Annotated in this window: 22 protein-coding genes and 1 pseudogene; 10 read left to right on the plus strand and 13 right to left on the minus strand. The window is 64.7% G+C overall.

Going from position 1 to position 24,540, the window contains the following annotated elements; translation table 11 throughout:
* Nucleotides 1–6 precede the first annotated feature (6 nt).
* Both O1Y97_RS24980 and O1Y97_RS24985 read right to left on the minus strand, forming a co-directional pair.
* The gene (locus O1Y97_RS24980; protein ID WP_268738249.1) at nt 7–1,704 is read right to left on the minus strand and encodes an AMP-binding protein; all 1,698 of its coding nucleotides are present in this window, start codon (nt 1,702–1,704) and stop codon (nt 7–9) included.
* Entirely contained in the window at nt 1,704–2,462 is a 759-nt protein-coding gene (locus O1Y97_RS24985) for a FadR/GntR family transcriptional regulator (protein ID WP_183263860.1), read from the minus strand. Before O1Y97_RS24985 ends, O1Y97_RS24980 begins: the two co-directional genes overlap by 1 nt.
* Before the next feature lie 170 nt (nt 2,463–2,632).
* Here O1Y97_RS24985 and O1Y97_RS24990 point away from each other — a divergent pair, with 170 nt between their 5' ends.
* From O1Y97_RS24990 to O1Y97_RS25005, 4 genes are all read left to right on the plus strand, one after another.
* Nucleotides 2,633–3,667 (plus strand): ABC transporter substrate-binding protein, encoded by a 1,035-nt coding sequence (locus O1Y97_RS24990; RefSeq protein WP_183263861.1) that lies wholly within the window; start codon nt 2,633–2,635, stop codon nt 3,665–3,667.
* 83 nt (nt 3,668–3,750) lie between these two features.
* Entirely contained in the window at nt 3,751–4,854 is a 1,104-nt protein-coding gene (locus O1Y97_RS24995) for an ABC transporter ATP-binding protein (RefSeq protein WP_108610085.1), read from the plus strand.
* Nucleotides 4,851–5,738 carry an ABC transporter permease gene (locus tag O1Y97_RS25000; RefSeq protein ID WP_268738250.1) on the plus strand — a complete coding sequence of 296 codons (888 nt, stop codon included), beginning with the start codon at nt 4,851–4,853 and terminating at the stop codon, nt 5,736–5,738. Before O1Y97_RS24995 ends, O1Y97_RS25000 begins: the two co-directional genes overlap by 4 nt.
* Nucleotides 5,735–6,550 carry an ABC transporter permease gene (locus tag O1Y97_RS25005; RefSeq protein ID WP_268738251.1) on the plus strand — a complete coding sequence of 272 codons (816 nt, stop codon included), beginning with the start codon at nt 5,735–5,737 and terminating at the stop codon, nt 6,548–6,550. Before O1Y97_RS25000 ends, O1Y97_RS25005 begins: the two co-directional genes overlap by 4 nt.
* On the opposite strand, the gene O1Y97_RS25010 is transcribed toward O1Y97_RS25005, so the two are convergent.
* On the minus strand, nt 6,531–6,803 hold the full coding sequence (locus O1Y97_RS25010; protein ID WP_268738252.1) for a hypothetical protein: 273 nt from the start codon (nt 6,801–6,803) through the stop codon (nt 6,531–6,533). The two genes, O1Y97_RS25005 and O1Y97_RS25010, sit on opposite strands and share 20 nt — an antisense overlap.
* Here O1Y97_RS25010 and O1Y97_RS25015 point away from each other — a divergent pair.
* The 3 genes from O1Y97_RS25015 (at nt 6,802) to O1Y97_RS25025 (ending at nt 9,459) form a co-directional block, all read left to right on the plus strand.
* Complete coding sequence (locus O1Y97_RS25015; RefSeq protein ID WP_268738253.1) at nt 6,802–7,671, plus strand: ABC transporter substrate-binding protein; 870 nt, start codon at nt 6,802–6,804, stop codon at nt 7,669–7,671. The two genes, O1Y97_RS25010 and O1Y97_RS25015, sit on opposite strands and share 2 nt — an antisense overlap.
* A 67-nt stretch (nt 7,672–7,738) precedes the next feature.
* Entirely contained in the window at nt 7,739–8,659 is a 921-nt protein-coding gene (locus O1Y97_RS25020) for an amino acid ABC transporter permease (protein WP_108610081.1), read from the plus strand.
* Nucleotides 8,656–9,459 carry an amino acid ABC transporter ATP-binding protein gene (locus O1Y97_RS25025; RefSeq protein ID WP_404801309.1) on the plus strand — a complete coding sequence of 268 codons (804 nt, stop codon included), beginning with the start codon at nt 8,656–8,658 and terminating at the stop codon, nt 9,457–9,459. Before O1Y97_RS25020 ends, O1Y97_RS25025 begins: the two co-directional genes overlap by 4 nt.
* A gap of 65 nt (nt 9,460–9,524) precedes the next feature.
* Here O1Y97_RS25025 and O1Y97_RS25030 read toward each other — a convergent pair.
* From O1Y97_RS25030 to O1Y97_RS25040, 3 genes and pseudogenes are all read right to left on the minus strand, one after another.
* Nucleotides 9,525–11,703, minus strand: a pseudogene (locus tag O1Y97_RS25030) (esterase-like activity of phytase family protein).
* Between the two features lie 98 nt (nt 11,704–11,801).
* The gene (gene metB / locus O1Y97_RS25035; protein ID WP_268738254.1) at nt 11,802–12,968 is read right to left on the minus strand and encodes a cystathionine gamma-synthase; all 1,167 of its coding nucleotides are present in this window, start codon (nt 12,966–12,968) and stop codon (nt 11,802–11,804) included.
* A gap of 140 nt (nt 12,969–13,108) precedes the next feature.
* Nucleotides 13,109–13,954 (minus strand): LysR family transcriptional regulator, encoded by an 846-nt coding sequence (locus tag O1Y97_RS25040; protein ID WP_268738255.1) that lies wholly within the window; start codon nt 13,952–13,954, stop codon nt 13,109–13,111.
* Between the two features lie 127 nt (nt 13,955–14,081).
* Here O1Y97_RS25040 and O1Y97_RS25045 point away from each other — a divergent pair, with 127 nt between their 5' ends.
* A complete protein-coding gene (locus tag O1Y97_RS25045; RefSeq protein WP_268738256.1) occupies nt 14,082–14,747 on the plus strand; it encodes a 5-formyltetrahydrofolate cyclo-ligase in 666 nt (221 codons plus the stop codon).
* A 174-nt stretch (nt 14,748–14,921) separates the two neighbouring features.
* The gene (locus tag O1Y97_RS25050) at nt 14,922–15,326 is read left to right on the plus strand and encodes a group II truncated hemoglobin (protein ID WP_268738257.1); all 405 of its coding nucleotides are present in this window, start codon (nt 14,922–14,924) and stop codon (nt 15,324–15,326) included.
* Nucleotides 15,327–15,437: 111 nt separating this feature from the next.
* On the opposite strand, the gene O1Y97_RS25055 is transcribed toward O1Y97_RS25050, so the two are convergent.
* The gene (locus O1Y97_RS25055) at nt 15,438–16,115 is read right to left on the minus strand and encodes an aspartate/glutamate racemase family protein (RefSeq protein WP_268738258.1); all 678 of its coding nucleotides are present in this window, start codon (nt 16,113–16,115) and stop codon (nt 15,438–15,440) included.
* A 2-nt stretch (nt 16,116–16,117) separates the two neighbouring features.
* The gene (locus O1Y97_RS25060; RefSeq protein WP_268738259.1) at nt 16,118–17,566 is read right to left on the minus strand and encodes an MFS transporter; all 1,449 of its coding nucleotides are present in this window, start codon (nt 17,564–17,566) and stop codon (nt 16,118–16,120) included.
* Between the two features lie 240 nt (nt 17,567–17,806).
* On the opposite strand from O1Y97_RS25060, the gene O1Y97_RS25065 reads away from it, so the two are divergent.
* The gene (locus O1Y97_RS25065) at nt 17,807–18,649 is read left to right on the plus strand and encodes a MurR/RpiR family transcriptional regulator (protein ID WP_268738276.1); all 843 of its coding nucleotides are present in this window, start codon (nt 17,807–17,809) and stop codon (nt 18,647–18,649) included.
* A 33-nt stretch (nt 18,650–18,682) separates the two neighbouring features.
* Here O1Y97_RS25065 and pta read toward each other — a convergent pair whose 3' ends face one another.
* The 5 genes from pta to O1Y97_RS25090 form a co-directional block, all read right to left on the minus strand.
* Nucleotides 18,683–19,681 carry a phosphate acetyltransferase gene (pta, locus tag O1Y97_RS25070; protein ID WP_268738260.1) on the minus strand — a complete coding sequence of 333 codons (999 nt, stop codon included), beginning with the start codon at nt 19,679–19,681 and terminating at the stop codon, nt 18,683–18,685.
* Nucleotides 19,681–20,715, minus strand: coding sequence for a YeiH family protein (locus O1Y97_RS25075; protein WP_183263876.1), 1,035 nt, complete (start codon nt 20,713–20,715; stop codon nt 19,681–19,683). Before O1Y97_RS25075 ends, pta begins: the two co-directional genes overlap by 1 nt.
* 73 nt (nt 20,716–20,788) lie before the next feature.
* Complete coding sequence (xsc, locus tag O1Y97_RS25080) at nt 20,789–22,564, minus strand: sulfoacetaldehyde acetyltransferase (RefSeq protein WP_108610354.1); 1,776 nt, start codon at nt 22,562–22,564, stop codon at nt 20,789–20,791.
* A gap of 43 nt (nt 22,565–22,607) precedes the next feature.
* On the minus strand, nt 22,608–24,008 hold the full coding sequence (locus O1Y97_RS25085; protein WP_268738261.1) for an NAD(P)/FAD-dependent oxidoreductase: 1,401 nt from the start codon (nt 24,006–24,008) through the stop codon (nt 22,608–22,610).
* A 23-nt stretch (nt 24,009–24,031) separates the two neighbouring features.
* Complete coding sequence (locus O1Y97_RS25090; RefSeq protein ID WP_268738277.1) at nt 24,032–24,412, minus strand: nuclear transport factor 2 family protein; 381 nt, start codon at nt 24,410–24,412, stop codon at nt 24,032–24,034.
* Nucleotides 24,413–24,540: the final 128 nt, after the last annotated feature.

Consider the following 24,540-nt stretch of genomic DNA (forward strand, 5'->3'; position numbering starts at 1 on the left):
AACAGGTCAGGCGTCCTTGGGTGCCTGGCCTCCGCCCGCCTGCAGCGCCTCGAACAGTTCGGCATGGTTGCGCAGGTAGCGCGACTGCACGATCTGCCCCTTGTCCGACAGTTCGCCCCTGCTGCGGTCGGCCGGTGTCGTCGCCAGGTCGAAACGGGCAATCGCCGTCGAGCCTGCGGGGTTGGCGGCGTTCCAGCCGGCGATGCGCGCGCTGATTTCGCCGATACGGTCCCTGCCCGCCGCCGAGGCAAAGACCAACGCGACCAGCCGGTCGCGGTCCTCGCCCGAAATGACGATGTCGTCGGCGAGCGGCGCGCATTGCGCCATGAGGCCGGCGCGCAGCGGGCCGGTGCGCACCTTGACCCCGCTCGACAGCTTGAAGTCCTCGGCAAGACGGCCATCGAAGCCGAATACGGGCATGCCGTCCGTGCGCTGGCGCAGCACTCCGGCGTCGCCGGTGCGGTAGAAACCATGCTCGTCCATCGGCAGCGGGACCGTGCGGCCCTCGATGAGATAGCAGGGCGCGATGTTGGGGCCCGAAACGCGCAACTCACTGCGCCCATCGATGTCGACCAGGGCCACGCGATGACCGGGCAGGGGATGGCCAAGCTCGCCCGGCCGCTCCAGCGGCGCCGGCGACAGCGTGATCGTCGATGCGGCTTCGGTCGCGCCATAGCCCGACAGGATCTGGAAATCACCATGGCTGTCGCGGAAGTCGGCGAGCCGGCGCCAGAGCGAGGCGTCGATGCCGGCGCCGGCAAAGAAGATGGCCCGCAGCTTGCGGGTGAAAGCCGCGGCCGCGGCCTGGTCGTTTTCCAACCGGTCAAGCAGCAGTTTCAGGCCCAGTGGCACGGCGATATGCATGGTCGGAGCGACCTCCGCCATGATCCGCACACTCGCCTCGAAGGTCGACGGGCTGGGGGCGGCGTCGACATGCATCGCGCCGCCGTTCCAGATCACCTTGAAGATATTGTCGAGACCGCCGAAGACGTGGTGCCAGGGCAGCCAGTCGACCAGCACCGGCGGGGTTTCGGCCACGAACGGCCACATCGCGGCAATGGCGCTCTGGTTGGACGTGATCATGCCGCGCGTGATCGGCACGCCCTTGGGGGTTCCGGTGCTGCCCGAGGTGAAGAAGATTGCCGCCCAGTCCTCCGGCGCGGCATCCTCGTCCGCTCCAGGCACGGCTCCGTCCATGCTGTCGCATACGAGTTCGCCAAGCGAAACGGCACCCATGCCTTCGATGGCCGGATGGCCGGAAGGTGCCACGATCAGCCTGGGTTTGGCGGAATCGAGGAACGGCTTCGTCGCTTCGCTTTCGACACCGTCGCGGAAAGGAAAGGGCGGCAGCGCCGCATGGACCAAACCGCCTGAAAGGCCGGCGAGCTTGAGCACCAGCGCATCGATGCCGGCCGGAGCCAGGGTCGCCACGCAATCGCCCTTGGCGAGGCCATGGTGATCGGCAAGCAGCTTTCGCATGGCGCGGGCCCGGCGAAGCGCTTCGCCGTAGCTGATCGAACGCCTGACGCCGTCGCCAGGCTCGGACAGGAGCACCTGGTCTGGCTGCACTTCCGCCCATTTGGCGAGCCGTGCCAGAATATCCGGCATTTCGGCCGGCAGCGCGATCGAGCTGCGATAGACGCGGCGCCCGTCCTGAAGCTGCTCTTCGATCAGCTCCTGGCCCGGGGCCACCAGCAGGCTCATCAGGCTTCGTGCCTCTGGGGGGCATCGCCCTGTCGCGCCGAAAGCGCCTTTTCGTAGACGCTCGACTGATAGGCGATGAGTTCCTCGAAGGCGGCGGTGGCAGCCGATGCGTCGCGGGCGCGCAGCGCCTTAAGGATGTCGGCGTGCAGCGACACGACGCGGCCGCGCTCGCGGAAGCGGAAGGAAATCATGTTGGTTGCCGGGATCAGCGAGTCGTTGACGACCAGCATGATGAAGCGCAGCTCGTTGTTGCCGGTGGCCTGGGCGATGGCGTGGTGGAAGGCGACGTCAAGCCGACAAAACTCCTCGTCTGAGATGTCGTCGCGCTCGAAGGCCTCCAGCGTCGCCTCGATCGACTCAAGGTCGTCGGCCGTGGCGCGCTCGGCAGCGAGCTGCACGCAGGTACGGCCGAGCAACAGGCGCGCCTCGACGATCTCGTTGAGCCCGAAGACACCAAGGCCGACAAACCAGGTCGTCATCTCCTGCAGCATCTGGCTGGCCGCGGTGAGCGACGGTGCATTGACGAAGACGCCGCCATTGGGGCCACGCTTGGAACGCACCAGCTTCTTCGCCGCCAGGATCTTCAGAGCCTCGCGCACCGTCGGCTGCGAAACGCCAAAACGCTGCGCGATCTCGGCTTCGGAGGGCAACCGGGCCTCGACGCTGAGCGCGCCCTGCACGATCTCCTGCTGGAGCGCCGTCGCGATCTGATGTGCCAGGCTCTTGGTAGCCTGGACTGCCTGCTTGGCCTCCTCCATGCGCGTATTCTCTCCCTCGGTTGCCGCTTCTTATTATTTCAATATTACAATATCTAAATTGTTGACCGCCTGATCCAAAAATGCAAGCCTTCGATCCAACAGGGCAGCGTTTTCGACCCGCGACGCAGCCACAATAAGAACTTCAGTGGGAACATGGGAGATAATTTCCGATGAAGCTGACAAGGCGTGAATTCGCCGTCGGTATGACGGCAGCTATTGCCTCGATGAGCCTGCCGCGGCTGGCCTCCGCGCAATCGTCACTGGTCGTTCCGACCTATGGCGGTCTGTGGGCCAAGTTCTGGGAAGAGAACCTCTTGCCGGGCCTCACCTCTGCCACCGGCATCCAGCCGCAGCTCGACGTCGGGCTTGGCAAGGACTTCGTTGCCAAGATCCGCGCCGGCGGCGACCGTTCGCCCTACAGCATCTTCATGGGCAACGAGAACATCGCAGCCGTGCTGCGCGCCGAGGGCTTCTTCGAGCCCTTCGACCTCGCCAAGGTGCCGAACGCGGCCAAGACCTTCCCGCAGTTCATCAACAAGGACGCCAAGGGCATCCGCGCCATCGTTTCGCCGATCGGCCTAGCCTACCGCACCGACCTGGTGAAGACCGCGCCGACCTCGTGGCACGACCTGTGGGAAAACCCGGAGTTCAAGGGCAAGACCGGCCTCTACCAGATCGGCAATACCGGCGCCGTGCTTTTCCTGCGCCTGGTCGCCGAGCTGTTCGGCAGCGGGCCCGACGACTTCGACACCGCCTTCACCAAGATCAAGGAACTGCTGCCGTTCACGCAGGCGTCGTGGAGCGGCGAGGTGGCAACGGCCCTGATCCGCGGCGACGCGATCATCGCGCCGGTCGACTGGACCGAGATCATGACGCTGCAGGACAAGGGCGCACCGGTGGCGATCGTCGCACCCAAGGAAGGCGTGCTCGCCTTCGAGCAGTCGTTCAACCTGGTCGCCACCGGCGCCGAGAAGGACGCCGCGCACGCCTACCTGAACTACATCCTCGACGCCAAGGTCCAGCAGGACATGGCCAAGGCCTTCTACACCTCGCCCAGCAACAGCGAGTCCGTCGTCGACGACGCGCTGAAGGCACGCACGCCGATCGTCGGCCCGCGCATGGCCGAGATCAAGAGCTATGACTGGGACAGCTACGTCGACAAGGCGGCGGAGATCGCCGACCGCTGGAACCGGGAGATGGCGTAAGGCCACACCGAAACCGGCAACGACGTAACCGCATGGCCGGGAGGCACCCCACCTCCCGGCCGGGAACTGCGCGAGGACACTGGATGACCGCCCTGACCATCGACCGTATCAACAAGCGGTATGGCAACCTGCACATCCTCAAGGACATTTCCATCCCGATCGGCCAGGGTGAATTCGTTTCCCTCCTCGGCCCCAGCGGCTGCGGCAAGACCACGACGCTGCGCTGCATCGCCGGTTTCGAGAGGCCGGATACCGGCCGCATTCTGTTCGGCGAGCGCGACGTGACGCGCGCCTTGCCCGAACAGCGCGACATCGGCATGGTGTTCCAGTCCTACGCCTTGTTCCCCCACATGACGGTGGCGGAAAACCTGAGCTTCGGCCTCGAAGTGCGCAAGGTCGCGCCAGCGGACCGCCAGCGGCGCATCGCCGACGTACTCGCCATGGTGCGGCTCGAAGGCTACGACAAGCGCTATCCGCGCGAACTTTCCGGCGGCCAGCAGCAGCGCGTGGCGCTGGCCCGTGCGCTGGTCATCGAGCCGTCCGTGCTGCTGCTCGACGAGCCGCTGGCCAATCTCGACGCCACCTTGCGCGACGAGATGCGCTTCTTCATCCGCGACCTGCAGCAGCGCGTCGGCATCACCAGCATCTACGTCACCCACGACCAGGCCGAGGCGATGGTCATGTCGGACAAGATCGTGGTGATGAATGCCGGTACCATCTCGCAGTTCGGTTCGCCGCGCGAGATCTACGAGCGGCCCGCCTCGCAGTCGGTCGCCGGCTTCATCGGCCGCTCCAACACCATATCGGGCAAGATCGCCGAAGCGCTCGGCCAGGACGGCTACAAGGTCGAGACGCCTTGCGGAAGCATCGGCGCCACGGGCCCGGCAGGACTTTCCAAAGGCGCCGAGGTCAAGATCATGATCCGGCCGGAGAACATCAGCACCCGCAGCCAAGCCGCGTCAGGCCACCAGCAAGGGGCAGGGGCGGAGGAGGCGGGCAGCGGCGAAAACGTGCTCGCCGGCTCGGTGGTCAATTCGGTCTATCAGGGCAGCGCCAACCAGTTGGCCGTCAAGCTCGGCAGCGGCGATCGCGTGATCGTCGACGTCAATGGCCGCAATCCGCTCGAAGTCGGCGAACAGGTCGCCCTGCGCTTCGCCGCGCGCGACACCTGGCTGCTGGCGTCATGAGTGCTGTCGAGGCCGCTCCACGCGTCGAGGGCCGAAGCAATCGCGGCAGCGCCACCTGGATGGTGGTGCCGGCGCTGGTGCTGCTGATCGGCTTCTTTGCGCTTCCCTACCTGACGATCATCACCATGAGCCTGCGCGAGGCCTCCACCCGCGCCGTCTACGGCGAAGGCTTCACGCTGGCGCACTACACCACCGCGCTTGGCGACTTCTACATCTGGGGCATTCTCGGCCGCACCCTGCTGATCGGCGCCACCGTCACGGTCATCTCGCTGTTGCTCGGCTATCCCGTTGCCTATCATCTTGCAAAGTCGCGGTCGCGCTGGACCAGCCTGCTCTACATCTTCGTGCTGTCGCCGCTGCTGGTCGGGCTGGTGGTGCGAACCTTTGCCTGGATGATCATCCTTTCCAACAACGGCGTCGCCAACCAGGCGCTCCAGGCCGTCGGCCTGATCGACTTCCCGCTCCAGCTGATGAACAACTCGCTCGGCGTGACCATCGCGCTGACGCACGTCTTCCTGCCCTTCGTCATCCTGCCGCTGCTCGGCAATTTGCAGGCGATCAGCCCCGACCTCGCCATGGCGTCGCGCTCGCTCGGCGCCTCGCGCATGCGCACCTTCTGGAAAGTGACGCTGCCGCTCAGCATGCCCGGCATCCAGGCCGGCACGATCCTGGTGTTCGTGCTGTCGATCAGTGCCTATGTCACGCCCGCCATGCTCGGCGGCACCGGCGGCCGCACCATGTCGGTGCTGGTGGTGCAGTATCTCGTCGACAATTTCCGCTGGCCGGCTGGGGCAGCACTCGCCATCATCATGGCGGCGGTGGCTGTAATCTTCGTCGGGCTCTATCTCCGGCTTACGGCGCGCGCGATGCGGAGGCTGCCATGACAGGTGCATCGAGCGGCGTCGAAAAGACCATCTGGGACCGCCTCTTCACCGTGCTTGTTGCGGCGATCTACATCTTCCTGATGTTCCCGATCGTGCTGGTGGTGCTGCTGTCGTTCAATTCGGGCGAGTTCCTGGCATTCCCGCTCGAGGGGTTTTCGCTGCGCTGGTTCGAGGCGCTGTTTTCGAACAAGCGCTTCCTCGACGCCACGCTCTATTCGATCCAGATCGCCGCGACATCGACCATCGTCAACGCCGTGATCGGCACGCTGGCGGCGATCTACGTCGCCCGCCATGCGACGGTGGCCCGCGACTACATCCGCCTGATCATGACCGCGCCCCTGCTGGTGCCGGAAATCCTGACGGCGATCGCGCTGCTGTTTTATTTCTACGAGATCCGGATCGGCACCGACTATTCGATCGGCATCCAGATCGGCCACATCGTCGTCACCTTCCCCTATGTCTTCCTCAACGTGTCTTCGGCGCTGTTCAACTTCGACCGCTCGCAGGAAGAAGCCGCGCGCAGCCTGGGGGCCGGCGGCTGGATGACCTTCCGGCGCGTGACGCTGCCCGCGATCAAGCCCGGCATCATCACCGGCTGCCTGTTTGCCTTCGTCATCTCCTTCGACATCTTCAACATCTCGCTGCTGTTGAAGTCGCTCGGCAGCAACACGCTGCCGCTCGAACTGTTCGACTACCTGCGCTTCAATTTCGACCCGACGGCGGCTGCGATCGCCTCGCTCAGCATCTTCATGACCTTCGCCGCGATCCTGATCATTGATCGAACGGTCGGGCTCAGGTCGCTGCGGTTCTGAACAGGCTGGCAAAATGCCGCCACGCGCCGGAAATCAGCAGTTTTCCGGCGCGATTTGTGTGGCCGGAAGGGCCCGCTCGCTTGACAAGAGATGAGCCGTAAAAATACATTTCAATATCAGAATAGACGGTTCTGGTGTCACTGCCGACAGACAAGAAGGGCGCTTCGCGGCGTTCGAGGGGAAGGCAGCGATAGGGACTGGCCGGGGCGCAAGCAACCGGCATACTACCCATCATAATGGAGAGGGCTGACATGCAACGACATCTTTCGCTTCTGCGCGGCACCGCGATCGCCGCACTGGCCGCCACGGCCGTCGCCGCAGGCGCCGGCGTTTCGGGCGCTGCCGAGCTGCCGAAATCGTCTGAGGTCAAGGACACCGGCAAGCTGATCATCGCCAACACGCTCGAATATGCGCCGTTCGAATTCATCGACGAAAACGGCAAGCAGGTCGGCATCAACATCGAGCTCGCGCAGGAAACCGCAAAGCTGCTCGGCGCCGAGCTCGAAGTGACCCGCATTCCCTTCCCCTCGATGGTACCCGGCCTCGCCGCCGGCCGCTTCAAGGTCGCCTGGGAAACCTTCGCCGCTACCGACGACCGGCTGAAGCAGGTCGACTTCGTGATGTTCATCAAGTCTGGCATCGTCGCTTCGACGACCGCCGACAAGGCATCGCAGTTCCAGGGCGAGAACAACCTCTGCGGCAAGCGCGTCGGCGTCATCGGCGGCGCCGTGTCCGACTTCATCGCCGACCGGCTGAGCGGCGAGTGCAAGGAAAAGGGCCTGCCCGAGATCGCCAAGAGCATCTTCCCGGAAGGCAAGGACATCATCCAGGCAGCACTCTCCGATCGCATCGACGCCCGTCTCGACGACGCCACCGCATCGGGCTATTTCGAAGTGACCAGCAAGGGCCAGATGGTGGTCGTGCCGGGTCTCTACGACGTCGCGCCGCTCGGCATCGCCATTCCGAAGGGCGACAAGGAGACGGCTGACATGCTGGCTGCAGGCGTCAACGAGCTGATCAAGAACGGCACCTACAAGACGATCATGGCCAAGTACGGCATGACCAGTGCGATGATCGAGGAAGCCTACGTTGTCGACGCCGCCGACAAGATCCGCAAATAATAGATCCGGCCCGGCGAGAGGTTTATCCTCTAGCCGGGCCACTACCATTTTTTGAGAGGGCGCCTGAATGGACCGGGCCGAAACGCAAGCACCGCCGGAGGCGCTGACCGTCGTACCGCTGCGCCACTATGGCCTTTGGGTCGGCACGGCGATCACGCTGGTCATACTCGGGCTGATCCTGAAGGCTCTCGCCACCAACCCGGCCTTCGACTGGCCGACGGTCGGCAAGTACCTGTTCCACCCCTCGATCATTCGCGGCCTGGGCCAGACGCTGCTGCTGACGGTCACCATCATGGTGCTGGCCATCATCATCGGCACCATCGTTGCCATCATGAGGCTGTCGCCGAGCCGGATCCTCAACGCCTTCGCCAGCGCCTATATCTGGTTCTTCCGCGGCGCACCGGCGCTGATCCAGCTGATCTTCTGGTTCAACCTGTCGCTCATCGTGCGCGAATTTTCGCTGACGCTGCCATTCGTCGGCACGCTGTTCACGATCAAGACCAACGACGTCATGACGCCCTTCGTGGCGGCCGTCATTGCGCTGTCGCTGCATGAAGCCGGCTACATGGCCGAGATCGTGCGCGCCGGCATCAACTCGGTGGCATCAGGCCAGACCGAGGCAGCCGGCAGCCTCGGCATGAACCACCGGCTGATCCTGCGCCGCATCACGTTGCCCCAGGCGATGCGCTTCATCGTGCCACCGACCGGCAACGAGACGATCAACCTGCTGAAGACGACGTCCCTGGTCACCATCATCGCAGTCAACGACCTGCTATATGCCGCGCAGAGCATCTACGCCCGCACCTTCGAGACCATACCGCTGCTGATCGTGGTGGCTTTCTGGTACCTGTTCGTCGTCACCATCCTGTCGATCGGGCAGCACTATATCGAGCAATATTACGGCAGGAGCGACCAGCAGCAGGGCGCGTCCCTGGGCGAGATGCTGAAACGCGCCTTCAGGTTCGGACGGGTGGCACAGCCAGCATGACATCGAAAGCAGAAAACCAGGCCCGCTTCGGCGTACCCGACAATTCCATGGTGTTTGCCCGCGGCGTGCGGAAATCCTTCGGCAATGTGGAAGTGCTGAAGGGCATCGACCTCAACGTGCCCACAGGATCGGTCGCCTGCGTCATCGGCCCTTCGGGCTCGGGCAAGAGCACCTTCCTGCGCTGCATCAATCACCTGGAGGAGGTCAGCGGCGGCGTGCTCCTGGTCGACGGCGAGTTCGTCGGCTACGACCTGCGCCACGGCAAGCTCTACGAAGTCAACAACAAGCTGCTGTGCCAGCGCCGCGCCGACATCGGCATGGTGTTCCAGTCGTTCAACCTGTTCTCGCACATGACTGCGCTCGAAAACCTGATCGAGGCGCCGATGATGGTGAAGGGCATGTCCAAGGCCGAAGCCAAGGACAAGGCCTTTGCACTGCTCGAACGCGTCGGGCTTTCGGCCAAGGCCGACGCCTATCCGCGCCAGCTTTCCGGCGGGCAGCAGCAACGCGTGGCGATTGCCCGTGCGCTGGCGATGAACCCCAAGGTCCTGCTATTCGACGAGCCGACCTCGGCGCTCGACCCCGAGCTGGTCGGCGAAGTGCTGGTGGTCATGCGCGACCTTGCCGAAAGCGGCATGACGATGGTGGTGGTGACCCACGAGATCGGCTTTGCCCGCGAGGTCGGCGACCAGTTGATCTTCATGGATCGCGGCGTCGTCGAGGAGCGGGGCGAGCCCAGGGAAATGATCGCCAACCCGCAATCGCCGCGGACACGGGAGTTCCTGTCTCACGTGCTGTGAGAGGCGGCTCTTCAAGCATAAAAAGGGGCAGCTCCGAGCGCTGCCCCTTTTTTTTCGAACGCCGCTCAGTTGATGGCGGCGATATTGCCGAGGCGCAGGAACAAGGTTTCGCCCGAGGAGTCGTCGACGCCGTCATTGTCGGTGACGACGAAGGCTTCGCCTGATGCATCGATGGCGAAGCCCTCGACCTTGTCGACGACGTAGCCGTTGGCCGACTTGAGATCGGGCAGCAGGTCGCGCACCAGCGCCTTTTCCACCACCGGCAGTTCGCCGCCAAGCTTGGCCGGCTTGAAGCCGTCGAGCGCCACCGCATAGATGCGCTTGTTTTTGGCTTCCGCGCCGATCAGGTTGTCGCGCTCGACGATATAGAGCTTGCCGTCATGGGCGGTGATCTCCGACAGGCCGACCCAGCCCTTTTCGGTGGCGTCGAGCGGATAGCGCACCGCCGACCACTCCTTGGCCTTGGGCTTGTAGGCGAGCAGCTTGACCTGGCCCTTCGGGTCGTCGGCCCATTCACGCTGGATGGCCATGACCAGCGTCAGATCGTCGCCTTCGCCGACAATGGTGATGCCTTCGAGGCCGAAACGGGTCTCGCCGGCCAGAAGCTCGGCCGGGAAGGCGATCTCTTCCTTGATCTCGCCCTTGGCGTTGACGTTGTAGACAGCGTGCGGGGTCAGCTTGTCGCTGCGGCCTTCGGAAGCCAGCCAGAAGCCGCCCTTGCCGTCGGCCACGAGGCCTTCGAGATCGAGCTTCTGCGCCGGCTGGCCGTCGCGCGTGACGATGGTCTTTTCGGCGATCAGGGCCGGGGTCTTGGTGGTGTCGATGGTGAAGATCGCAGGCGCCGAACGATAGACCGAGTCCGACACAGCATAGAGCTTGCCGGCTTCCTTGGGATCGGCAGCGAGGCCCGAGAGAGCACCCCAGCCGAGCGGGGTGCCGTCGTCCTTGAAGCTCGAGACGATCTGCGGATAGGCAGCGTCACCCTCGCCAAGTTCGTAGACCATGACATGCGAGCGGGCGAGGCCGTCCTCGACGAGATCGGTCTCGTTGGCGGTGACCAGGAGCTTGCGTTGCGGGATGGCGACCAGGCCTTCCGGCCCGATGCCTGAGGGCAGCAGCTGGAGGAATTCGGGCTCGGCACCGGTGTCGTTGTAGACGCCGACGAGCGAGGCGCGTTCGGCTGCCACGAAGATCAGCTTCTGGTCGCCGAAGCTTGCGAATTCGAGGCCTTCCGGCTCGATGCCCTTCTTGTTGCGGGCGTCTGGATAGTGGCCGGCGGCGGCCGCCTGATATTCGAAAGCCGGACCGGATTCGTACAGCACCTCGCCAGCCCTGGAGAAGATGGTGAATCCGCGCGCGCCGCCCTTGTAGTCGCCTTCATTGGCAACGACGAGGCGCTCGTCGTCGAGCCACTTCACCGCGTCGGGTTCGCGCGGCGCATTCTCGACCTTGCCGGTAAAAGACAGCGCACCGTCCTTCTTGGTGTCGACGTTTTCGAGCGTGACCTCGCCGGCCGGGAAGTGGGAAACGACCTTGCCACTGGCGGCATCGACGATGGCGATGTGGTTGTTTTCCTGGAGCGTGACGGCGATCTCGCCCTTATCGTTGAAGGCGACGAATTCCGGCTCCGGATCTTCAGGCGAAACAGTGGCGATGCCGGTCAGGTCGACGGTCTTGATCGAGGCGCAATCGGGCGCGCCGTCGTTCAGCTTCACGATCTGGAGGTTGCCAGCTGGCAACTGCGGCAGGGCGCCTTCGTTGAGTTCCTCATCGCGTTCGTTTTCAATGGCGACGGCAAGCAGCTTGCCGTCCTTGCTCAGCGCCACCGAGTCGGGCTGGCCGCCGAGGTCGCAGCTGGCCTCGATCTTCTTGGATGCCAGGTCGATCACGGTCAGGTTGCCGGATGGCTCCTGCTTGCTCTTCGACGTGTTGACGCCGGCGAGCACCTTGCCGCCTAGCACGGTGACCGAGGTCGGCTCACCGTCGATCTTGACGATGCCGGCAGCCTTCGGCGCCGACGGCGCCGAGCGGGCTATCGGAATAGACGAGCGTCATGCCGTCTTCGGTCGCGGTGATGATTTCCGACGACGTCGGCGTGGCCGCATCGACGTCGGCCGGCAGGTTCTGAGAGACCGGGAAGGTGGCGACGCGGTTGAAGACTTCTGCCGCGTGAGCGGGGAGGGCGGCCGACGCGGCAAGCGCGGTGGTCAAGAGCAGGAGCTTGCGGTTGATGTTACCTGACATGGTGAAACCTCTTTGCCTGAACGGAATTGCGGGTTCCGTTTGGGGCAGCGAGATTTCAGCACGATGACAGCTGAATGATGGTTTGGTGACAGCCGGTCCTATAGCACCGTGGCGATGGCCGCGAGCGCCGTTTCCAGGTCGGAGATCAGGTCCGTCTCGGCCTCCAGCCCGATCGACAGCCGCAGCAGCCCGTCGCTGATGCCTGCCGCCAGTCGGGCTTCGGCGCCCATGCTCGCGTGGGTCATGGTGGCGGGGTGAGCGACCAGGCTTTCGACGCCGCCCAGCGATTCCGCCAGGGTGAACACTCTCACGGCTTCGACGAAACTGCGGACCGCATCGACGCCGCCGGCCAGTTCGAAACTCAGCATGGCGCCGAAGCCCGCCTGCTGCGCGCTGGCGATGGCATGGCCGGGATGCGACTTCAGGCCGGGATAGTGGACCGCGCTGACCTGCGGCTGTCGTTCCAGGAATTCGGCTATGGCTGCGGCATTCGCCTGCTGGTGCTCGATGCGCGGAAACAAGGTACGCAGGCCGCGCAGGGTCAGATAGGAATCGAACGGCGCTCCCGTCACGCCGGTGATTTTCGCCCAGTCCGACAGCGCCTCGACGTCCGCCTTGTCGGCGGCGATGACTGCGCCGCCGACCACGTCGGAATGGCCGTTGAGATATTTCGTCGTCGAATGGATGACGAAATCGGCCCCCAGCGCGATCGGCCTCTGCAGCGCCGGCGACAGGAAGGTGTTGTCCACGGCGACCTTGGCGCCGGCGCGCCTGGCCCGGGCGGCAATCGTCCTGATGTCTACGACCCGCATCAATGGATTGTTCGGGGTCTCGATGAGCACCAGCGCCGGTTTCCTGGCCAGCGCTGCGAACAATGCAGCCTCGTCGCCCTGGTCGACGAAAAGCACGTCGAACTGTCCCTTGTCCCGTCGCAGGGACAGCAGGCGGTAGGTGCCGCCGTAGCAATCATGCGGTGCCACGACGAGATCGTCTCGCCCCATCAATCCCAGAACCAGGTCGACCGCGGCCATGCCCGAGGCGGTCACCACGGCCCCCGCGCCACCCTCCAGCCTGGCGAGCGTATCGGCAAGCAAGTCTCGGCTGGGATTGGCGGCACGCGTGTATTCGTAGCTGCCGGGTCTCTCGAAGCCGGGGAAGACGAAGGTGCTCGAAAGGTAGAGCGGCGGGTTGACGGCGCCGAAACCCTGGTCGCCGGCGATGCCGTTGGCCGCAGCGACAGTCCTGGGTTCCCTTGGTTCGGTCATGCCGGTCGTTCCTTCCATCCCGCCGTTGGAAAGATGACCTAAGCACTGGGTCCGACAGCAGGCAAACGAATGATATTGCTGGTTGGCTGCAAGAAAATTGCTGCAAAGGGCGCTTGAAACGCCCTGATCTCAGGCTGTGCCTATCGGACCACCTGCTTCAGCCCGTCCAGTGCCTCCTGCACGTCAGCGCGTCCCTCGCTTGCCTCGGGGTAGACGGCATAAACCGGATAGGTGAATTCCGGCGCGCCTTCGACCGTTTCGAGCTCACCCGCAGCGATCAGCGGCGCGACGACGCCCTTGCGGAAATAGCCCATGCCGCCGGCGCGCAGGATATAGCTCAGGCCTAGCGGTCCAAGGCCAACGAACAGCCCCGGCTCGCCGAAAGCCGTCGAAGTGGCATCGTGCTGGGCGGCGAACAGCGGCCCCCAGTCGACATAGACATAGGTGCTGGCCGCATCCCGCTTACCGTCCTTCGCCACCGTCCGGACGAGCACCAGCTGTTCTTCCTGCAGGATCTCGACCTTGAAGCCCGGCAGCAGCTTGGGCGCGTAGAGGATGGCTATATCGAGCACGCCAGTGCGCAACTGGTCGAGCAACTGGTCGGGAACGCCGACATGGGCATGGATGGCGATCTCGGGCTTGACCTGCTTCATCCACACAAGCCAGTCGAGCAGCAGGGGATTCCACAGGCTGAGTTCCCCACCCAATGCGACGACACTCGTGCGCCCCGAGGGGATGGCGAGCTGGTGCCTGGCGCGTTCCCAGATCTGGACGAACGACTGGGCGTAGCGTTCGAACTCGCGGCCGGCCGGCGTCAGCTGGGCGCCGTTGCGGTTGCGGGTGAAGAGTTGCCGCCCAAGCTCCTCCTCCAGCGTACGTATGCGCGCGCTGACCGTCGTCTGGGTCACGTGCAGCCGGTCGGCGGCCCTGAGGAAGCTGCCGCAGTGGACGATTTCCAAGAACGTACGGGCGCGATCTATGTCCATGGCATCCAGTTCAAAGCAAAATTATTGCACTCATATAGCATTTAATTCCGTTTGCGTTCTTGTTTGGCGCGGCGCAATTTTTCGCAAAGGACGACGTGGGTCGTCATCGCGGCAAAGGAAACGGTAGATGATATCCGACGAAAAGGGTGCCCCTCCCGAAACGCACGAATATGCCTCGCCGCCGTGCTTCATGCACGAGCTGTCGCCGGACTATCAGGCTCAGGCGGTGTCGCGGGACAGATGGCCCGAGGTCACCAGATGGCGCAAGGCCGAACGCACGCGGCTGATCGACGAGCGCCTGTTGGTCGGCGCCGAAGAGCGGACGGCGAAGTCGGAACGCATCGCCGCGGCGCTTGACGAGGCGATCGGCAAGGTGTCCGGCCGGCTGGTCAGCGTCTACTGGCCGTTCCGCGGCGAGCCGGACCTGCGCAACTGGGCGGTGCGGGTGATCATGCGCGGCGGCAGGATCGCCTTGCCCGTCGTCATCCAAAAGGCGTGGCCGCTGGAGTTCCGCGTCTGGTCGCCGGGCGACCCGCTGGAGCGCGGCGTATGGAACATCCTTGTGCCCTCGCACGGGCCGGCAGTGCAACCCGATGTCGTCATCGCGCCGGTAGTGGGCTTCGACGATGCCAACTACCGCCTCGGCTATGGCGGCGGCTTCTTCGACAGGACACTGGCGGCAATGCCTAGAAGGCCGCTGGTGATCGGGGTTGGCTACACCGGAAGCCGGATTCCGACGATCTATCCGCAACCGCATGACATTCCGATGGACGTCATCGTCACCGACGAATGAGCGGGGGATAATAAGTCGCGGGTCCGGACGGCACTTGGCGCTTGTCGCGGAGCATGCCGGTGTTACGTTTTGGCTACGCCGGGAGCGGAGCATTCCGGTTCTTCACGCCATTGGCCGGCTTGGGGTCCAAGGCGTCATTGCGCAAGCGTACCAGACCGGAGGAGGTAGGTAATCTTGAACGAAGTTGTGCAGAAGGGGCGGTCGCTCTACCACGAACTCGGCGGCGAGGAGGCCATCCGGCGGCTGGTCGAGATTTTCTACGACATCGTCGAGCAGGATGAAGACGCTGCGGAGTTGCACCTGCTCCACCGCAGGGGCCACGGTGTCGCCCACTCCCGCGAGGAGCAGTTCAACTATCTCTGCGGTTTCTTCGGCGGCCCGAGCTACTACGTCCAGAAGCATGGACATTCACGGCTGAAGGAGATCCACGAGCATGTCGCCATCGGTCCGGAACTGCGCGACCTCTGGCTGAAGTGCATGCGGCAGGCTGTCGACAAGGCGGAACTGCCGGAACGCCTGCAGGACCTCATCATGCGCCATTTCACCTTCGCCGCGGAGACGACGCGGAATCGTGAATAGGGCCCCATTCCGGTTCGGAATGAGGCCCTATAGATGTCCTCGCGCCTGATATTTGCCAGGGCCTGGTTCCTGGTTTGCGGGAGCAGACCCTGGAGTTAGGCGAAAGCCGCCTCAGCAGGCCACTTCCGCACTGACCGGCACAAGGCCGAGCACCCGCTCCATGGCACAGGGAATGGGTGCGATGATCGGCGTCTCGAACATCGGCTGCAGTTGCTCGGCCGCCTGGCCGAGCGGGCCGCCGCCGATGATGACCGCTTCGGCTCCATCCAGTTCGATGCATTCGCGCACCGCTTCGGCAAGCGACCGCTCGAGCAGCTTTTCATCTCCTGCCACAGCGATGGGATCGCCCGGCGTGCACCGGATGCCCGAATAGAGATGGGCGAGCCCCAGGTCGCGGGCGCGGCCGGCAATCGCTTCGGCAAGGTCAGGTGTCGTCGTGGCGACGCCAAACCTCCGCCCGTCGCGCGAAGCCTCGATCATCGAGGCCTCGCAGATGCCGACCACAGGAACGGCGACCCGTTGCCTGAGTGCCGCAAGGCCGGGATCGCCGAAGGCGCTGACCACGATGCCGCGGCAGTCCGCATCATGGCCGACACCGATCTCGATGACCTGGTCGGCGGCAGCTTCGAGCTGTGCGCCGTTGACGATCATCGGCGGGTTCCGGCTGGCCGGGGCAAACGCCACAACCCTTCGGCCTGTTGCGGGCTTTCGCGCAATGGCATGCATCATATCGCTGGTTGCGCGCGAGCTGTTTGGATTGATCAACAGGATGTGTGGGGCCGTGTTCATGTTTACGCTCTTGCTTGTGCCTGCAAGGTCGACGCTTCGGGCGTTTCGACCTCCGCCGGCTGGGTAAGGTCTTCCATCGACATGCCATAGGTCTCGGGACCCATCTGGATGCAGACGGCGAAAACCGCATACATCGCCGCCGCCAGCCCGAACACGCCGATCATGCCGTAGTTGTCGAACAGCGCGCCCGAGATGGTGGGCACGAAGGAGCCCGCCGCCGATCCCGTCGCCAGGATGAAGGCAACGCCGAAGGCGCGGATGCGGGTCGGGAACAGTTCAGGCGCATAGATCCAGATGGAGGTGTTCAAGAGCAGCACGAAGAACTGGAAGATCGCGCCGAACATGAGCACCAGGTAGATGTTGGTGCCGAGCGTGGCGATCGACACGGCCGCGAGGCAGGCGAAGATGGCGCCGACAGTCAGTACCTTCTTGCGCGGGAAGTAGTAGCCGAACATCGACGCAGCGATGGCGCCGAGCACGCTGCCGCTCTGGATGATCATCGAATAAAGCAGGCTGCCCTGCAGCGTGTAGCCCATGGACACGAAGATGATTGGCATCAGCGTCAGCACCGACAGCTGCGCGCCGTAGCTCATCAGGATGGCAATGGCGACCGGGATGGTGCGGCCGAGGTAGGGCGCGCGGAACAGCTCTTTCCAGCTGTGCTTGGCCGGAGCTTCCTGTGCTTGGTCGTCCTTGAGGTACTCGCGCACGACAAGGTTCTTCGGACGCAGCGTTCCCGATTCCAGGATCGACAGCACCTTGTTGGCCTCCGCTATCCTGCCCTGCGAGGCAAGGAAGCGCGGCGTCTCGGGCACAAAGCGGCGGTAGAACACCACCAGCAGCGCCGGCAGCGCGAGTGCGGCAAACAGCCAGCGCCAGCCGTCCTCGCCCGGAAAAATCGTGAAGATCAACAAGCCGAAGGCAGGTGCCAGGAAGTTGCCGAAGCCGCCGGCGCCGACATTGACCAGGCCCGCGGCCGTGCCGCGGAACTTGGGCGAGCAGAACTCTGATAGCATGGTCACCGCGGTCGAGATCTCGCCGCCGATGCCGAAGCCGACGATACCACGCGCAATTGCGAGCGCGGCGAAGTTCGGCGCCAGCGCGCAGGCAAGCGAACCGATGGTGAAGAGCAGGAGATTGAAGGTCAGCATCACGCGGCGGCCATAGCGATCGCCGAGAATGCCCGACAGGAGCCGCCCGATGGCCGCGCTGCCGAAGGTGATGGTGTTGAGCAGGCCGATGTCGGCGCCGGTCAGCCCCCAGCTTGCCTTGAGCATCGGCCCTGAAACGCCGATCGTGTTCTGCTCGAAGGCGTCGAACAGCACGCCGATGAGCACCAGCGCGATGATCTGCTTATGGGCGCCGGTGACACCTATGCGGCTTAGCGCTCCCTCAAGTTGTCGAATGACCGGCGATGTCTTGCCGGATTGCACCATACTTTCCGCTGCCATGGTTTCTCCTCCCTTGGCTGAACCAGATATGAAAACTGATTTTCACCAAAGTATCATATGAAATTAGTTTTTTACAGCTGAATCTGATGGAGGGGCCCCAATGTCTCGCGGCCAGCGGTTATGTCGTTGTGATTCCTGCGTGATTGGGACAATGCGAGCGATCCTCCCCGACGTCTGCCCCTTGCGGAGAGGGCGCATCGCGCGCAAATGTGCACGACGACAAGCGTGGCGGACGACTGCATGACCCCCAAGGAACGGCCCTTTCTTTTTCGCGTGCGGGAGGCGCTCGACCAGTTGCACCCGGCCGAGCGGCGGCTCGGCGACTTCGTCTGCGACTTTCCGGGAGAGCTGGCCAGCTACTCGGCGTCGGAACTCGCCAACCTAGCCAATGTCTCGAACGCAACCGTGTCGCGTTTCGTCAAACGGCTGGGCTATGAAAACTACGAGGAGGCCCGCCGTCATGCCCGCGAGGAAAAGCAGACCGGCTCGCGCCTGTTCCTGACGACATCGACCGACACCGCCGGGGTCCAGTCGCTGGCGGCCCATGTGGCGCAGGGCATCGCCAACATCGAAGGCACCTTCGCCACCATCACCGACAGCCAGATCAATGCCGCGGTCGAGGCGATGCTGGCCAGCCGCAAGATCTGGGTACTCGGCTTCCGCAGCAGCCATCCCTTCGCCGACTATTTCCAATGGCAGATGACGCAAGTGGTGGAAAACATCGTTTCCATTCCGGGCGGCGGGCAGACGTTGGGCGAACATCTGGTCAGCGTCGGTAAGGACGACGTCGCGGTCGTGTTCGGACTGCGCCGCCGCATCGCGCGCATGGAAATGGTGCTCTCGGCCATCGAGAAAAGCGGAGCCAGGCTGCTCTACATCACCGACGAGGGCGTGCCCCACAGGCAGAGCGCGGCGTGGCACTTCCGCTGCCAGACGCTGGCGCCGGGACCTCTGTTCAACCACGTTTCGGCGATGGCGATCTGCCATCTTCTGGCGACCCGAGCCATCGAACGCGCTGGCGCCGCCGGCCGGACGCGCCTCAGGGGCATCGAGAGCTTCGGCGACGCACTGGAAGAGCTGTAGGGGCGCTCAAGCCGACTTGATGTCGTTGCTGGGCTAGCCCTGGTTCGCCTGAACCACCGTCACGGCAATCATGTGGTAGGCGTCGTCGGCGCTGCAGCCGCGCGACAGGTCGTTCGCCGGCTTGGCAAGCCCTTGCAGGATCGGACCGATGGCGTCGGCCCCGCCGATGCGCTGGGCGATCTTGTAGCCGATATTGGCGGCGTCGAGATTGGGGAAGACGAAGACGTTGGCTTCGCCGTGCAGCGCCGAGTTCGGCGCCTTGGAAGCACTGACGGCTTCGACAAAGGCGGTATCGAACTGCAGCTCGCCATCGATGAGAAGTTCGGGGTCCGCGGCATGCGCCAGGCGCGTTGCCTCGACCACCTTTGACACGCGCTCGTGTGCCGCGCTGCCATTGGTCGAGAACGACAGCATGGCGACCTTGGCAGCGCCACCCGCCAGCGCCTGGTAGGAGCGCGCGGACATGCGCGCGATGTCGGCGAGGCCGGCGGCATCGGGATCGACGACCAGGCCACAATCGGCAAAGACGAAGGCGCCCTTCTTTGCGTGATGGGGCTGGCACAGCATCATCAGAAAGAAGCTCGAGACCAGGCCGACGCCCGGTGCCCGGCCGATGGTCTGCAACGCCGCCCGCACGGTATCGGCGGTGGTGGCAACGGCCCCGCCGACCGTGCCGTCGGCCTCGCCCTCGCGCACCATCATGGCTGCAAAAATCAGGGGGGAACGCAGGGCTTCCGCTGCCGCAGCGGCATCGACGCCCTTGGCCTTGCGCAGCTCGTGGTAGGCAGCAGCGAGCCGGGAGGCGAGGGGCGAAGCTTGCGGGTCCTCGATACGGAATTCCTGCGGGTCCGCACCAACGTCGGCCAGCCGCCGCTCGATGACGCCGCGATTGCCGACCAGGGTGATTTCGGCGATGCCTTCGCGCCTGGCCCGGACCGCCGCCTCGACGATGCGCGGGTCCTCACCCTCGGCGAGCACGATGCGCCTGGGTGCCTGTTTCGCCGTCTCGATTATGCGTTCCAGTGGTTTCATCAGGCGTGCCCCAGATAGTAGATGCCGGCGAGGATGAAGAGGCCGATGAAGATCGTCTCGGCGACGATCAGGGCGACCGCGTCGCCGCCGACGTCGAGCACGCGGCGCAGCGCAGTCTTCATGCCGACGGCGACGATGCCGGCGAGCAGCGCCCAGCGGGATGCTTCCATGCCGGCTTTCGAGACGGCTTCGGGAACGAGGCCGAATGAGTTGGCTGCCGCGAGGATGAGGAAGGCAATGACGAAGCCGGGCAGCAGCGGCGGGCGCTTGCCGGTCTCGCCGGCCGGCTGGGCGACATTGCGCGTGGCTATGGAGAAGATGAGCACCACCGGCGCCAGCATGGTCACCCGGATCAGCTTGACCAGCGTCGCCGTCTCGCCGGCCTCGGGGGAGACGGAGAAACCCGCACCGACGACCTGGGCAACGTCATGGATGGTGCCGCCGAAAAAGATGCCGGTGGCGCGGGCGTCGAGCCCCATCGTCTGGGCGATGATCGGATAGGCGATCATCGCGAGCGTCGACAGCACGGTCACCGACAGCACGGTGAAGATCAGGTTGCGCTCGGAGAATTCGTTCTTGGGCAGCACGGCGGCAATCGCCATGGCGGCCGAGGCGCCGCAGATGGCGACCGAACCGCTGGTGATGAGGGCGAGGCGCCAGCCGCGGCCGAGCAGCTTGGCAGCGATGAGGCCGAAGACGATGGTCGCGGCGATGGCGGCGACCAGCAGCAGTATGGTACTGGCGCCGAGGCCGACGAGCAGGTCGACGCTGATGCGCATGCCGAGCAGGGCGACGCCGATGCGCAACACCTTCTTGGCGCAGAAGTCGATGCCGGCGACGCAACGTCCTTCCTCGGACAGGAAGTGGAAGGCGATGCCGAGCAGCAGCGCCATCAGCATCGCCGGCGCGCCATAGTGGTCGGACAGGAACTGCGCGGCAATCGCTACGGCGCCGGTGACCGCGAGGCCGGGCCAATAGGTCTGTACCACCGAAGGCAGGCCATTGAAGCGTTGGGTTGCGGCGGCGGTGTTCATCAAATCATTCCCGGTCACGGTGCTGTAGTCCTCGCCCGCCCGGCGGACCGGGCAGGCGAGGGTTGTTGGCAGGTCAGGCGAGCTTCTGCTGGCGCATGTCGGAGCGCTCGATGCCGGCAACCGGCACCGGCTTCTTCATCGCGTCGCGGCGGAAAGGCTCGCCGAGTTCCTGGTTGAGGATGACCTCGACGAAGGTGGTGACGCCCTTGGCCTGGTCGTCGATTGCCTTGTGAAGGGCCGCCGTCAGCGCCGCCGGTGTGTCGGCGACGACGCCCTTCAGCCCGCAGCCATCGGCGATCTTGGCGTAGCTGAGGTTGGGGTTGAGCTCGGTGCCGACGAAGTTGTTGTCGTACCAGAGCGTCGTGTTGCGCTTTTCGGCACCCCATTGGTAGTTGCGGAAGATCACCATGGTGATCGCCGGCCAGCCCTCTCGGCCGATGGCGCCCATCTCGTTCATCGAGATGCCGAAGGCACCGTCGCCGGCGAAGCCGACGACCGGAACGTCAGGTCGGCCGATCTTGGCGCCGACGATCGACGGGAAGCCATAGCCGCAAGGGCCGAACATACCCGGCGCCAGGTACTTCCGGCCCTGTTCGAAGCTCGGATAGGCGTTGCCGATGGCGCAGTTGTTGCCGATGTCGGTGGAGATGATCGCCTCCTTCGGCAGGGCCGCCTGGATCGCCCGCCAGGCCTGGCGCGGCGACATGCGGTCGGCTTCGCGGAGACGCGCGGTCGCGTTCCACTCGGTGCCGACGTCGTCTTCCTCGTGGTCCATCGACGACAGCTGCTGCAGCCAGGCCGAGCGGGTCTGATGGATCGCCGCCTTGCGCTCCTCGCGACCGGCATTGCCGGCGGACGGGCTCAGCTGTTCGAGAATCTGGCGCGCCACCTGCTTGGCGTCGCCGCAGATGCCGACGGACACCTTCTTGGTCAGGCCGATGCGGTCGGCATTGATGTCGACCTGGATGATCGCGGCATTCTTCGGCCAGTAGTCGATGCCGTAGCCCGGCAGCGTCGAGAACGGGTTGAGGCGGGTGCCGAGCGCCAGCACCACGTCGGCCTTGGCAATCAGTTCCATTGCCGCCTTCGAACCGTTGTAGCCGAGCGGGCCGGCAGCAAGGCGATGGCTGCCGGGGAAGGCGTCGTTGTGCTGGTAACCGCAGCAGACGGGTGCGTCGAGCCGTTCGGCCAGCGCCATCGAATCCGCGATGGCTTCGCCGATGACGACGCCGGCACCGTTGAGGATGACCGGGAACTTCGCCTCGGACAGAAGCCGGGCCGCCTCGGCGATGGCCTGCTGTCCGCCCGAAGGCCGCTCGAGCCGGACGATGCTCGGCAGGTCGACGTCGATGACATGGGTCCAGTAATCGCGCGGGATGTTGATCTGCGCAGGCGCACAGCCGCGCCAGGCCTTTTCGATGACGCGGTTCAGCACCTCGGGAATGCGCGAGGGGTCGCGCACCTCTTCCTGGTAGCAGACCATTTCCTCGAACATCGCCATCTGGTCGACCTCCTGGAAGCCGCCCTGGCCGATGGTCTTGTTCGACGCCTGCGGCGTCACCATCAGCATCGGTGTGTGGTTCCAGTAGGCGGTCTTCATCGCGGTGATGAAGCCCGTCACGCCTGGGCCGTTCTGGCCGATAGCCATCGCCATGGTGCCGGTGGCGCGGCTGAAGCCGTCGCACATCATGCCGGCGTTGGTCTCATGGGCGCAGTCCCAGAACTTGATGCCGGCCTTCGGGAACAGGTCCGACACGGGCATCATGGCCGAGCCGATGATGCCGAACGCATGCTCGATGCCATGCATCTGGAGAACTTTGACGAATGCTTCTTCGGTGGTCATCTTCATGATTTTGTTCCTTTCAAGTGCAGGTGGGGGCGGCCTGGGAGGGCTAGAGGATTTCGTCCTTGAGGTAATACCAGCGGTACATTCCCCACTGGCCGAGGCGCCTGAACGGCGTCAGCAGGCCGTGGCTCGGCAGCGGCGAGGTAAAGATCGGCAGGTCGAGTTCGCCGCCCTTGCCGGCGACCATCTGAGCCATGCGGCGGCCGGCCTGGGCCGAATACATGACGCCGTTGCCGCCATAACCCATGGCGTAGAACAGCTGTTGCTTGGGGTCGGGCCGGAAGATGCGCGGCATCATGTCGTGGCTGACATCGACCCAGCCCCACCAGGAGTAGTCGACCTCGATGCCGCGCAGGAGCGGGAACTTGCGGTAAAGCCCTTCGAGCAGGCGATCGAGGTGCTTTGGGTTGACCGCGTCGCGGCCGGTAATGGCGCTGCGGCTGCCGATCTGCATACGGCCGTCCGGCAACATCCGATAATAGTGGCGCAGCGTGCGCGTGTCGGTCAGCGGGATGCGGGTCTGGAAGTTCAGCGTTTTGCGCTCGCTGTCGGTCAGTGGCCGGGTGACGATCGAATTGGACAGGATCGGCATCAGCCTGTGCCGCGTCAGGTCGTGCAGGCCGGGCGAGGTGTAGCCAGCCGTGGCGATGCAAACGGCGCGGGCGCGGACCGTTCCGCCAGGCGTGCGCAGATGGTGGACGCCGCCATTGAGCTCGCTGCCGAGCACGGGGCTCGACGTGTGCACCCTGGCACCGAGCTTGCGGGCGAGCCTGAGATAACCGAAGGCGAGCTTCGCCGCATGGATGCCCATGCCGTCGGGCTCGTACATCGCGCCTTTGGCTTCGGCGTCGCGGACGAAATCGCTATGGACCTCCTCGCGCCCGATCATGCGGGTCGGATAGCCGAAGACCTCGTTCAGCAGCCGCGATTCCTTTTCCAGCGACGGCAGCACCTTGTCGCGATGGGCGATGTAGAGATGGCCGCCGTCCTGGGGGTCGCAGTCGATCTCGGGCGAGCGGATCAGGTCGCGGAACAGGTCGAAGGCTTCGGCGATCTCGACATGCATCTTCTTGGCGACGTCGACGCCCCAGCGCTCGATCCACTGCGAACGCTTGAGACGCCCGGCGGAGATCTGCGCCTGGCCGCCATTGCGGGTTGAGCAACCCCAGGCAACGCCGTTGGCTTCGAGCACCGTCGCCTTGATGCCGTGCTCCTTCGCCAGATGAATGGCGCAGGACAGGCCGGTGTAGCCAGAGCCGATGATGGCGACGTCGACGTCGATGTCCTGGGTGACAGGACCGTCGTCTTCCGGCTGCGGGCCGGCGGTGGCGATCCAGTAGGTTGGCGCGTAGTCCTTGCCATCGCCGGGATTGGGCGCGCGTACGGGATCGTAGGCCGGGTCGAAAGGCTTCCTTTGAGCCACCGGCCGGGCAAGCTGTTGTTGCATCTCCTCGTCCTCCCTGGCCGTCTTCAGCGTTGCGCCGGAAGCAGCGGCCGGTTCTTGCGGAACGCCTGCTTGCGCACGATCTTGCCGCCGCTGAGCGTGAACAGATCGCAGCCTTCCGCCTCGACGCGGCTGCCGTCGCCATTGGTGCCCGAGAAGGTCCATTCGGAGACGGCACGATCGCCGTGGACGAAGTGGCCGTGATGGGCCCAGTGCGCGTCGGGCATCGCCTTCCACACGCCGCTGAAGGCAGAGGCAATCGCCTCGGACCCCTCGAAGCGGGTGCCATGGACTTCCGGCCCGGCGACGCCGTTGAAGACGCAGCCCTCGGCGAAGAAACGCATGACGCCATCGATGTCGTGCCGGTTGAAGGCGTCGAACAGGCTGGCAAGGTCGTCGGCGGTGATCGTCATTTCGTGGTCCTCGTCTCTGGGCATGGCTTCGCCGTGGCCGGGCAACCCGGCAAACTGGTTCTGTCTGTTGGTCGTTGCTGGGCCGGGATCAGCCGGGCGGCGAATTTGCCGGGTGCGCGGGC

The sequence above is a fragment of the Aminobacter niigataensis genome, from assembly GCF_946995915.1.
Taxonomy (GTDB): Bacteria; Pseudomonadota; Alphaproteobacteria; order Rhizobiales; family Rhizobiaceae; genus Aminobacter; species Aminobacter niigataensis.